The 11,486-nt window shown below is 37.3% G+C and carries 8 protein-coding genes, 1 other RNA gene and 1 pseudogene; 1 reads left to right on the plus strand and 9 read right to left on the minus strand.

Going from position 1 to position 11,486, the window contains the following annotated elements:
- From C6H22_RS08235 to C6H22_RS08255, 5 genes and pseudogenes are all read right to left on the minus strand, one after another.
- Nucleotides 1–704 (minus strand): annotated as a pseudogene (locus C6H22_RS08235) (bifunctional aconitate hydratase 2/2-methylisocitrate dehydratase); the annotation flags it as partial.
- A gap of 238 nt (nucleotides 705–942) precedes the next feature.
- Complete coding sequence (gene ppa / locus C6H22_RS08240) at nucleotides 943–1,464, minus strand: inorganic diphosphatase (RefSeq protein WP_104694794.1); 522 nt, start codon at nucleotides 1,462–1,464, stop codon at nucleotides 943–945.
- A gap of 28 nt (nucleotides 1,465–1,492) precedes the next feature.
- Nucleotides 1,493–2,065, minus strand: coding sequence for an adenylate kinase (locus tag C6H22_RS08245; RefSeq protein ID WP_104694795.1), 573 nt, complete (start codon nucleotides 2,063–2,065; stop codon nucleotides 1,493–1,495).
- A 9-nt stretch (nucleotides 2,066–2,074) separates the two neighbouring features.
- Nucleotides 2,075–3,835 (minus strand): aspartate--tRNA ligase, encoded by a 1,761-nt coding sequence (gene aspS / locus C6H22_RS08250; protein WP_104694796.1) that lies wholly within the window; start codon nucleotides 3,833–3,835, stop codon nucleotides 2,075–2,077.
- Nucleotides 3,836–3,860: 25 nt separating this feature from the next.
- Nucleotides 3,861–4,811: a chemotaxis protein gene (locus C6H22_RS08255; protein ID WP_104694797.1), complete on the minus strand. Its 951-nt coding sequence runs from the start codon at nucleotides 4,809–4,811 to the stop codon at nucleotides 3,861–3,863.
- Nucleotides 4,812–4,939: 128 nt separating this feature from the next.
- On the opposite strand from C6H22_RS08255, the gene ligA reads away from it, so the two are divergent.
- Complete coding sequence (gene ligA, locus C6H22_RS08260) at nucleotides 4,940–6,895, plus strand: NAD-dependent DNA ligase LigA (RefSeq protein ID WP_104694801.1); 1,956 nt, start codon at nucleotides 4,940–4,942, stop codon at nucleotides 6,893–6,895.
- A 1,023-nt stretch (nucleotides 6,896–7,918) separates the two neighbouring features.
- Here the strand turns inward: ligA and ssrA are convergent.
- From ssrA to C6H22_RS08280, 4 genes are all read right to left on the minus strand, one after another.
- Nucleotides 7,919–8,287: a transfer-messenger RNA gene (ssrA, locus tag C6H22_RS08265) on the minus strand.
- Between the two features lie 147 nt (nucleotides 8,288–8,434).
- A complete protein-coding gene (gene hemE, locus C6H22_RS08270) occupies nucleotides 8,435–9,457 on the minus strand; it encodes a uroporphyrinogen decarboxylase (RefSeq protein WP_104694798.1) in 1,023 nt (340 codons plus the stop codon).
- The gene (locus C6H22_RS08275; RefSeq protein WP_104694799.1) at nucleotides 9,454–10,473 is read right to left on the minus strand and encodes an aspartate-semialdehyde dehydrogenase; all 1,020 of its coding nucleotides are present in this window, start codon (nucleotides 10,471–10,473) and stop codon (nucleotides 9,454–9,456) included. The genes hemE and C6H22_RS08275 overlap by 4 nt, the downstream gene beginning before the upstream one ends.
- A gap of 72 nt (nucleotides 10,474–10,545) precedes the next feature.
- Nucleotides 10,546–11,253, minus strand: coding sequence for a hypothetical protein (locus tag C6H22_RS08280; RefSeq protein WP_104694800.1), 708 nt, complete (start codon nucleotides 11,251–11,253; stop codon nucleotides 10,546–10,548).
- Nucleotides 11,254–11,486 lie beyond the last annotated feature (233 nt).

The following is an 11,486-nucleotide window of genomic DNA, read 5'->3' on the forward strand; positions in this document are numbered from 1 at the left end:
GCTACTTGTGCATCATTTTTGCTTGCTATATCTTTGATATTTTGAATGCGTTGTTCAAAGTTTTCTATTCGCGCTTTTAGCATAGCCTTTGCGTGCAAAGGAATATCGCTTCGAGTAAAAGCATCGCTTGCCGGACTTAAATCATCGGTATTTGTCTCGCCATCGACTTTAAACACACAGGCTTTAATGACCTCTGGCAATCCAGGTTTTTGCAAAAACCATTCAGCATTTGCCCAAGATTCTAAAACCTCTTTAGCTAGAGGATTATTCGCACTAAGTTTTGCAATATCCTCAAAGCTATTATATACAAGCAGTGTGTGTTTGAGCGCGTTAGCACATTCTTTGGCAAGTGTAGTATCTGCTAATGATAGCCCTTCAATAAGTGGTTTGACATTATATCCACCTAGCATAGTCCCAAGGTATTTGATCGCTTCTAATGGCGTAAAAACTTGTTCTTTGCCACTTTTTAGAATCTCTGCAAAAAATTCTGCTTTGAGTTTTGCTGCATCATCAACACCCGGATTTACTCTATGGATTAATAACTCTTTTGCAAATGCTTTTTGTTCAGCACTAGCATTTGAGCTTTTGCAAATATCTATTGCGCATTGTGTTTGTTTGACATTAAGCGGTAATGGAGGTATGCCCTGCTCCTCACGTTCGGCTTTGAGTTTGTTATATTCTTCTATGAATTGTGCAAAATCCATCTTTCTCTCCTTATGTAAAATCCTTGAAGCTCTTTGAAAGCTCCTCAAATTATAAAGCAAAGAAGTTAATTATAGAATCCAAAGAGATTTTAAACACATCAAGAAAGACAAAATTTATAAGAAAATGTAAATTATGAGAGGATAGTTGGTGTATTACATATGCTAGGAATGCGTAAGATTCTCTCATATAGGCTTTTGCAAGTCACTATGAGAGAACAACAAAAAGTTAAGAAACTTGTTACTTTTTGTAATTATCAATAGAAGTTTGGAGAATGCGTTGCGCTTCTTGTTTGTCTTTAAAGTCTTTGACCTTCACCCATTTGTTTGGCTCGAGTGTTTTATAAGTTTCAAAGAAATTTTTTATTCTATCAAGTGTGATTTTTGGTAAATCCTCTAGGGTTTTGATATTGTCATAGCGTGGATCGATTTTAGAAATAGGCACACTAATAAGTTTTTCATCAACTCCACTCTCATCTTCCATGATTAAAACCCCAATAAGCCGTGCTTTGATCACACTTCCTGCTTGTAATGGATATTCGTTAATCACCAATACATCAGCTGGATCACCATCATCGCTTAGTGTATTTGGTACAAAACCATAATTTGCTGGATAAAACATCGCACCATACATCACACGATCTACCACGACAGCACCACTTTCTTTATCCACTTCGTATTTGATATTTGATCCATATGGAATCTCAATGACAACATTGATGGCATCAGGATTAGAACCTATAGCAATTTTTTCTATATTCATTTTTGCTCCTTTAGTAGTATTTTAGAATCTAAAGTTGTTGCAATATAAAGCTTTGCATATCAGCAACAATTTCTTCTATAGTGCGCTCACCATTGATTTTGTGCAAGAGATTTTTGTTGTTATAAAAACTCTCAATTTCTTGCAAAGGTGTGAGATAGACTTTCATTCTATTGTTAAAAACCTCGACATTATCATCAGCGCCCCGTGCGCGTCCTAGCACTCTATCACGCGCCACCTCTTCACTAACCTCGACTTCTATTACACTTTTTAGCACTACATCACTCTGCCCTTGTAGTTGCGAATCTAGAGCTTCCATTTGTTCTACACTGCGTGGATAGCCATCAATGATAATCACATCTTTTGGAGCATTTTTGATCGCACCAACAATCGTACTTACCACAATTTCAAGCGGAACTAAATTTCCTTTGCTTACAAAACTATCGATAAGCTTACCTTGCTCACTGCCACTAGCCACTTCTGCACGCAATAAGTCACCAGTGGAATAATGCACAATCTTTTGTGTATTATTTTGTGCGATAATTTGAGCATCGGTGGTCTTGCCACTGCCTGGTGCTCCAATGATAAGAAATAATGTTTTCATAAATTCTCCTTAGTGTTTTGGGTTACGCAATCGTATATGCAACTCACGCAATTGCTCCTCAATTACCTCGCTTGGTGCATTTGTGAGTAGGCATGTCGCTTTTTGTGTTTTGGGGAATGCGATAACATCACGCAAAGAAGCACTATGTGTAAGTAGCATAATAAGTCTATCAAATCCCACAGCAAATCCTCCGTGTGGTGGCGCACCATAGCTTAGTGCCTCTAGTAAAAACCCAAAGCGTTCTTTGGCTTGTTCTTGAGAAATATTAAGGATCTCAAAGACTTTGTTTTGTATAGAATCTTTGTGGATTCTGATACTTCCTCCACCCAACTCTATTCCATTAAGCACAATATCATACGCGATAGATTGGATAGATTCTATATCGCCAGATTCTATGCCCTGCTCTAAATTTTTTGGCATTGTGAATGGGTGATGTAGTGCCGATATACTCCCATCATCATTAATTTCAAACATAGGAAAATCCACCACCCACAAAAACTCAAGCTTTTGTGAATCTATAAGTCCCATATCTTGAGCAACCTTAAGTCGCAAACGCCCCATATAATCCCACACGATTTTCTTTGGTCCTGCACCAAAAAAGACCACATCACCTACTTCTGCACCAACGCGTTTTAAAAGTAATTCAAGATCCCAAGCCGAAAGGAATTTTGCTAATGGTCCTTTTATTTCGCCCTCTTTGACTTGTACATATGCCAAACCTTTTGCGCCAAATTTACGCACAAATTCCTCTGCTTCGCCCAAAGTTTTTCGTGTAAAGAATGCATCACCACCTTTAACACATAATGCCTTAAATCTATTGAGTTTTGAATCTTTGGCAATAGATGCAAAAATCTCATTACTGCAAGTCACAAACAAATCACCCACTTCCACAAGTGGCATAGCAAAGCGCAAGTCTGGTTTATCACTTCCATATGTTTCCATAGCATCTTGCCAAGTCATTCTCCTAAATGGTGTTGAAATTTCTTTGCCACACGCACGGAAAATATCTGCAAGAAGATTTTGCGCTACTTGCATGACATCTTCTTGATCACAAAAACTCATCTCCACATCGATTTGTGTAAATTCAGGTTGTCTATCTGCACGCAAGTCCTCATCTCTAAAACATTTGGCGATTTGAAAATACCTATCAAATCCACCAACCATCAAGAGTTGCTTAAATATTTGTGGGCTTTGAGGTAAGGCAAAAAATTGCCCATCATGGACGCGTGAAGGCACAAGATAATCTCTGGCACCCTCTGGCGTTGAGGCAGTAAGAATAGGTGTCTCCACCTCTAAGAAATCCATTTTTTGTAGTGAGTTTCTTACCGCAATAGCGACATCAGATCGGATTTTAAAAATCTCGTATGCTTTTTTTGCACGCAAATCCAAATATCGATATTTTAGGCGCAAATCCTCACCAACATTTTCACTTCCTATGTCAATGGGTGGCGTGAGGGATTTATTTTCGATAATAAGTTCATCAAGCACGATTTCAACAAAGCCAGTTTTAAGCTTTGGATTTTCTAACCCCTCTCCTCTAGCACGCACTTTCCCCTTAGCGATAAGGACAAATTCATCACGCACACTTGAAGCAATATCATACGCTTGGGAGCTAGGATCGCACACAAGTTGCACAATCCCACTTTTATCGCGTAAATCAAGAAATACAATTCCCCCATGATCACGATAACTATTGCACCATCCACATACACGCACCTCTTCCCCAATATGCTCTTTGACAATATCTGCACACAAATGAGTTCTATACATAAGTTTATTTCCTTAAAGAATAAGTTTAGCTTTTAAGAAATCGTTTGAGAGCTTGTTCTATCTCAATAGGATTAGATTTTGTAATAAACGCATCAGCCTTAAGTGTTTCTGCCATTTGTCTATTAGAATCCGAACTCATAGAAGAATTGATAATCACAGGAATATGTGCAGTTTCAGGATTTTCTTTGACACGTTTCAATACTTCAAATCCCGAAATAACAGGCATTTCTATGTCCGTAATGATTGCTCCTACCATTTTTACCACACCAGCATTATTGAGATAATCTAGTAAGCTCTTGCCATTTGGGAATGTAAAATATTGTAATTCAAGCTTTTCTATGATGTGTTGGAGATTTTTTGCTGCAGTCTTAGAATCCTCTGCTAAAAGCACTATACGATTACTCATAATGGGTCCTATACTCTCTAAATCAAGCTCATTTACAGAACCTTGCATAGGAAACGCATCAACCACCATTCTTTCTACATCGAGGATCTGCACTACCTCGCCATTATCATACTTGGTTGTAGCTGTAACTTTAGAATTTCCATCAATTCCATATTCACTTCCTATATTGACTTTATTCCAGCTCTTTTGAATAATACGCTTAACATTGCGAATCTTAAGTCCCACCGTGTAATTTGAAAAATCGCAGATCACCACAAGGCACCTATCGGTTTGCACGGAATATTGTGTGAGATCCTCATAAGGATCCGAAGGATTGTAATGAATCCATCGTCGCATATCTACAAGCGGAATTGTTTCATCGCGTACAGTGAGAAATCCTAACAAAACACCGGTATTATCTCCTTCTGTTTCTGTAATGACATCATTATAGTAAATAATCTCACGAACCTTAAAGACATTCATCGCATAGAGTTGTGTCAATCCCTCTTGCTCCTCTTCCAAAGTGAAACATAAAAACTGCGCCTCATTTTTGAGGTGTAAAGTCGTGGTTTTGTCAATATTTTCTATCAAGACAATCTCCCTAAGCGTATTTATCTAGCATATAAATCTTTAAGAAAAGAAGTGTGAAATCGTGTATAATTCTACCAAAAATAGCTTAAAAATCACAAAAAGGACTTATCTTGCAGAGTTTAGATTCTATAGATTCCAAAAACTATCATCAAGCTATTGATACACTCAATAAAATGGCTCATTATTATTATGTTTTAGATTCTCCTATCGCAAGTGATGCAGAGTATGATACACTATATCATAAACTCAAAGTCTATGAGGACGCCAATCCAGATTCTATATCTCCAAACTCACCAACACAACGTGTAGGTGATGTCCCATTAAGTGAGTTTAGCAAGAATACGCATCGTAAGCGTATGTGGAGTCTTGATGATATTTTTATTGATGATGAGCTAGAAGAATGGCTACACAGAATCCACAAAAGCAATCCACACGCTACCTTTACATGTTCGCCAAAATTTGATGGAGCTTCACTGAATCTCTTGTATGAAAATGGTTTGTTACAAAGCGCTACTACTCGTGGCAACGGGATAGAGGGCGAGCTTGTAACACAAAATGCAAAAACGATATTTTCTATCCCACTTCAAATTCCTTATAAAGAACAAATAGAAATTCGCGGAGAAGTGCTAATTTCCAAAGATGATTTTGAATCTCTTAATGCCCAAAGACTTGCAGAGAATATTCCGCTTTTTGCAAACCCACGCAACGCCGCAGCAGGTAGTCTAAGACAATTAGATTCTAAGATTACGGCTAAGCGCCCTTTGCGTTTTATGCCATGGGGTGTGGGTGCTATCCACACACAACCACAAAGTTTTTATGAAACTCTTAAATCCTTAGAATCTTTTGGTTTTATGCCCATGCCATTTTTGGTGCATTGCACAGACAAAGCGGGTATTATACATGCGTATCAAACCCTCTTAAATTTCCGCGAATCCTACCCACTTATGCTTGATGGTATGGTCATAATGATTGATGAATTTGAGATTCAAGAGCAACTTGGTTGGACAATCAAATCTCCGCGTTTTGCGTGTGCATATAAATTTCCGGCGGTAGAAAAAACTTCTATTGTTAAAGACATTGTGTTTCAAGTCGGACGCACAGGCGTTATCACACCTGTAGCAGAGCTAGAGCCTGTGGAAATTGAGGGTGCGATGATTGCTCGTGCGACACTTCATAATTTTGGCGAAATTGCCAAAAAGGATATTCGTATCGGTGATAGAGTGGTAATAATCCGTAGTGGAGATGTGATACCAAAAATTATTTCTTCCATTCATACATTACGCGATGGCTCACAAACCAAAATAACCCCACCTACTATTTGCCCAGAATGTGGGGAAGAATTATTAATCGAAGAAATCCTTATCAAGTGTCAAAACCTTAATTGCCCCGCACGCGTTAAAGAATCTATTGTGCATTTTGCATCAAAAAAAGCGCTTAATATCGATGGTTTGGGAGAAAAAATTGTATATGAGCTTTTTGATAAGGGCTTGATATGTGGGATTTTAGATCTCTATACACTCAAAGAAGAAGAATTGCTTGCACTTCCTGGTTGGAAACAAAAACGCGCCCAAAACCTTTTGCAAAGCATTCATAATACTTATGGTATAGATCTTTGGCGATTGGTGAATGCATTTGGAATCGAGCATATTGGTGAGGGTGCGAGTAAAAAACTTGCCAAACATTTTGGACTTGGAGTTTTTGGTGCCCATGAAACAGAAATCATGCAAATAGATGGCTTTGGTGAAGAGATGGCAAAATCATTATGCGAATTTAATCACGCGAATGCAGAGCTTATAGCCACAATGTTGCAAATCATAAAACCTAAGGTGTCGGATGTGAATGTTGCTAAAGTTTCTATATTTGCTAATAAAAGTGTGGTGATTACAGGCACACTCTCTGCCCCAAGAGAGCATTTTGTGGAAATTTTGGAAAGTTTGGGTGCTAAGATAAGCTCATCGGTGAGTAGCAAAACAGATTTTTTGTTATGTGGAGAAAATGCTGGTAGCAAACTCACAAAAGCACAGAATCTCGGTATAAAAATCCTTAACGAAAAAGATTTAAGGGCATATATAGATTCTCTGTAATGAGCTTAGATATTGTCGGTTTATATGGAGAGATTCTCTAACTCTTATTTAGTCTCATTATGCAATCTAATACACAAAGAAAAGTCACATAATGCAGTATTTGGATATGCTAGACTTTTATGGCAAATGTATTCAAAAAGGGCGTATTACAGAATATATTTCTTTGGAATCTCTATAATGTGGTTTGTATTCTTTTTTATTATTGTGCCTTGTATATTACTTATAGGATTCTTTATTGCTAGTGTTTTTAAAGATTTAAGTATTAAATGGATGGGCATAGCTATGGAAGTCATCTCTCCTATCCTTCTTGCAAGAGAAGCAAGGATAGTCCTTATATAGGCAAATGGGGAAAACTATTAAGAAACAATGCAATATACCCAACTTGCAAAGAAATCCATTTGTTGGATAACCGAACTTGGTTAGCTCTTAATACTGGATTAATTGCCTTGATTGTAGAGATTTGAAGTAAAGCATTAGACAGGGAAGTAAGGAGGAAAAGGAATTTCTTTTGTATAAGAACGATCTTTCTCTTAAACCATACAAAACAATAAAGACTTTCACCACAAGGAAGTTATAGTGAAGATATCACTAAGCGGTAGTTTGAGACATAACAATCTCACAGCATTAAAAAAGAAAGGCAATACATTTAAGTTTTCTATGCAAAAAACCTTAATAAAAATTTAAAAAATAAACCCAAAGCGACACTCATAAAATATCGATTATAACGATATATAATGGCATTTTCTTTTAATAAAATTTTGAGTCCCGGTTCGTAGATGATTATTAAAAGATTATTAAAACATTTTGTTTTGCTTCAAAATGCAATTATAGCATTTTACACCTATTTATAGGGCTTTATAGACCTAAAAATAGAGAATATTTTTATACATTTATATTTTATACTAAATTTTGGACACCATCTAAAATCGATAAAAAATATACGATTATAGCCCTTAAAAATGCCTGTATATCGATATTATAGGATTTATAAAAAAGAAGAAAAAATGAGAAAAGTGCGTACTATGGTGGAGTTGTGGGGAATCGAACCCCAGTCCAAAAAGCATTTCCACTAAGACTCTACATGTTTAGATAGGATTTTTATCTTTTTGTCCCAAGAGAAAACCCCCAAACTCTACATGACAAGCAGCCTCTTTGTCTTTTTGCTAAACCAAGACATATCTAGCAAGCATCTAGCATAATGACGACAGAATCTAAAAGGCTAGAACTCTTAGAAATGTCGGCTCCCAAAAAGGAAATAAGACTTACGCTACTTTTGCGTAAGCTGGAGCGTAATTTGTATTGTTTGCGTTTATTGTTATTTGGCAGTTTTAGAGCTTACCGGCTCACATGCACTTAGATTCTACACTTCCTGTCGAATTCCTTTTCAACCCCATAATAAGTAGCAAGGTAGGCATTATATCAAAAATTGGCACATAAAATCTCACAAATTTTTGATATGCCTACAACAAGCTATGCAGATAAAACACCCATCATACAACACAACAAGAGATATAAAAAACCTTGCTGATTGCCACGCTATTAGCGCTTTGTGTGCTCTCTTACAATTTGTATTAAATCTATGGCATTTTGGCGTGGTAAGTCTGGTAGCATACCATGTCCAAGGTTAAATATATGTCCGCTTTTTTTTCCCATAACGCGTAATATCGCCTCCACGCCATCTATCATAGAATCTCTATCATATAGTCTCGCAGGTTCGAGATTACCCTGCAAAACATATTTGTGTCCGAGTTTTTGTTTGGCTAATTCCATAGGAGTGCTCCAATCCACACCAAACACATCAAATACTCCATCAATATGATCCAAAAATCCTGCAATACCTTTAGGGAAAAGCATCACAGGGATATGTGGATATTTATTTTTTAAAAATTGTGCAATATCTTGCATATAACGCCAACTAAATTCAAAATACGCACTACACTCAAGTGCCCCAGCCCAACTATCAAAAATTTGCACAGCATTCGCACCAGATTCTATTTGTCGTGCAAGATAACCCTTTAGCTCATCACTAATTTTGCTTAATAAGCTATGCAAGAGTGTCGGATTACTATAAAGCATTTTTTTGCTTTTTGTATATGTCTTGCTCCCCTCGCCTTCTATCATATATGTAGCAAGTGTCCAAGGAGATCCACAAAACCCTATCAATGCCTTATCTTTGGGAAGCTTTTGGCGTAGTATACTCAATGTATCATACACATATTCTAGATTCTTGAATGCACCACTCTTAAGAGAATCTACATCATTTTGTGTTGTAATTGTTTGCTTAAATTTTGGTCCCTCTCCAGCGACAAATTCAAGATCCAAACCCATCTCAAGTGGCACTACCAAAATATCACTAAATAAAATTGCTGCATCAACATCCAAGATTTCTACAGGCTGAAGCGTAACTTCAGTAGCAAGCTCCACATTTTTACACAAATCCAAAAAGCTTCCAGCCTCTGCACGTGTAGCTTTGTATTCGGTTAAATATCGCCCTGCTTGTCTCATTAGCCATATCGGTGTGTATGGCGTAGGTTTCCTAAAACACGCATCGACAAAAATCATAGCTCAATCCATTTTTGGGCAATACGCACAGCATTTGTTGCTGCACCCACACGAAGTTGATCTGCTACACACCATAAATGCAAGATTTTTGGATCAAAGTTATCTATGCGTATGCGTCCGACATAAGTTTGATCTGTCTCTGTAGCGGTAAGTGGCATAGGATATTGATTATTCTTGACATCATCGATTAGCACAACATTTGGAGCATTTTTTAGCACTTCTCTAGCTTTTATGCTATCTATAGCATTTTCAAAGCGGATTGTAATACTCTCGCTATGACTTCTTAGCACTGGCACACGCACACAAGTCGCACTTATAGGTAGGGTTGTATGCAAGATTTTATTTGTTTCATTGATCATTTTCATTTCTTCTTTGGTGTAATCATTATCCAAAAAGACATCAATATGTGGAATTGCGTTGAGTGCGATACGATGTGCAAAAACCTCTGCTTCACAAGATTGAATATCAAAATTTAAAATCTGACGCATTTGTGTAAAAAGCTCTTCTATGCCTCTTTTACCCGCTCCTGAAACTGCTTGATACGTGCTTACATCGACACGATCGATACCAAATGCTCTATGTAGTGGTGCAAGAATATGTACCATTTGGATTGTCGAACAATTCGGATTTGCGATGATACCACGCTTTTTATATAACGCTATATCCTCTGGATTGACTTCTGGAACAACAAGTGGCACATCCGTATCCATTCTAAAATGACTTGTATTATCAATAACCAATGCACCGGCTTTAACCGCACTAGGTGCATATCTTGCGCTCACACTCCCACCAGCAGAAAAAAATACAATCTCAATTTCTTCTTTTGCAAACACTTCATCAGTGGTTTCTAAGATTTCATACTCTTTGTCTCTAAATGAGACGCTCTCCCCTGCACTACGCGCACTTGCAAGTGGCACAAACTTGCCTACAGGAAAATTTTGCTCTTCTAAGACTAATGCTAATTCTTCACCGACAGCACCACTCGCACCGACGATTCCTATATTATATTGTTTCATTATAGCTACTCCAAAGATGAATTTAGGATTCTAAACCAAAAACTTCGGATTATACAACAATTCCTTAAAATCTTAAAAGAGTTTTTCGCTCAAAAGTCGTATGCCAATAGTTCCAAACGCCATATTTTTCCCAAAAGGTTGATAAAAAACATTACCATATGTGCAATCTATTTGCACCATATCGCGTTTAAGCCAGATTCTCACACCTACTTGATACATTGCAGGTGTTAATTGCTCTTTAAATCCCTCTGCCATAAGCCAAATATATTCATTCATATCGTATTCAAAACCAACGCCAAGGGTATAGAGGTTGTGGATTTTTGTGGCTTTGTAGCCTAGATTTGTATGCAAAAAAAGTTGATTAGCAAAAAATGCTTTACTAAAAAGTGCATATGTATAAAAAGTATCATTATGGTTTAAAAATCGTCCTAAACGCGCATTGCCAACGCTAAGCCCATAGCTAAATCCATCACGCTCTAAATCATAAAAGATTTTTTTGAAAGCAAAAACAGCAACACCTTGATACGCACCATAAGGACCAGTATGTGAAGAATCTTGATAAGTCAAATTTCCACCAAGCGTCATTTCGGTATCAAACAAAAAATTGCACGCAGGAAGTGCCCATAGCTCATGACCCCCTCCAAATTTTGTCCAGCTTTCTATTTGGCAACTTTTTGGCGCGACGACACGAGCATCATCAGTATTCATAGGGCGTGCACCAAAAAGAACCTCGCACAAAAAAACAAAAGCACTAAGAATAAAAAACATATTGTATTTCATAATGTGCATTATAACTTTAAATACCCATAAAATCAAAATCTAAGGCACAATATCTTATAATTAACGCTACACTACAAAATCTAAAGGGAATTTATGCATGCATCTTATATACGCAACCTTGATCTTGTCATACGCAAAATTGAACGCGCACGCTTAGCTTACAATCCTCATCATATTGTGTCGCTTTTGGCAGTGAGCAAATATGCCACAACAGAGCAAATTACGCTTTTACA

It is taken from the genome of Helicobacter equorum, from assembly GCF_900198655.1.
Classification (GTDB): domain Bacteria; phylum Campylobacterota; class Campylobacteria; order Campylobacterales; family Helicobacteraceae; genus Helicobacter_F; species Helicobacter_F equorum.

Coding starts and splice junctions, on each gene's coding strand:
- ppa (WP_104694794.1), bottom strand. CDS start 1,464: ATGAATATAGAAAAAATTGCTATAGGTTCTAATCCTGATGCCATCAAT.
- C6H22_RS08245 (WP_104694795.1), bottom strand. CDS start 2,065: ATGAAAACATTATTTCTTATCATTGGAGCACCAGGCAGTGGCAAGACC.
- aspS (WP_104694796.1), bottom strand. CDS start 3,835: ATGTATAGAACTCATTTGTGTGCAGATATTGTCAAAGAGCATATTGGG.
- hemE (WP_104694798.1), bottom strand. CDS start 9,457: ATGATTTTTGTCGATGCGTGTTTTAGGAAACCTACGCCATACACACCG.
- C6H22_RS08275 (WP_104694799.1), bottom strand. CDS start 10,473: ATGAAACAATATAATATAGGAATCGTCGGTGCGAGTGGTGCTGTCGGT.
- C6H22_RS08280 (WP_104694800.1), bottom strand. CDS start 11,253: ATGAAATACAATATGTTTTTTATTCTTAGTGCTTTTGTTTTTTTGTGC.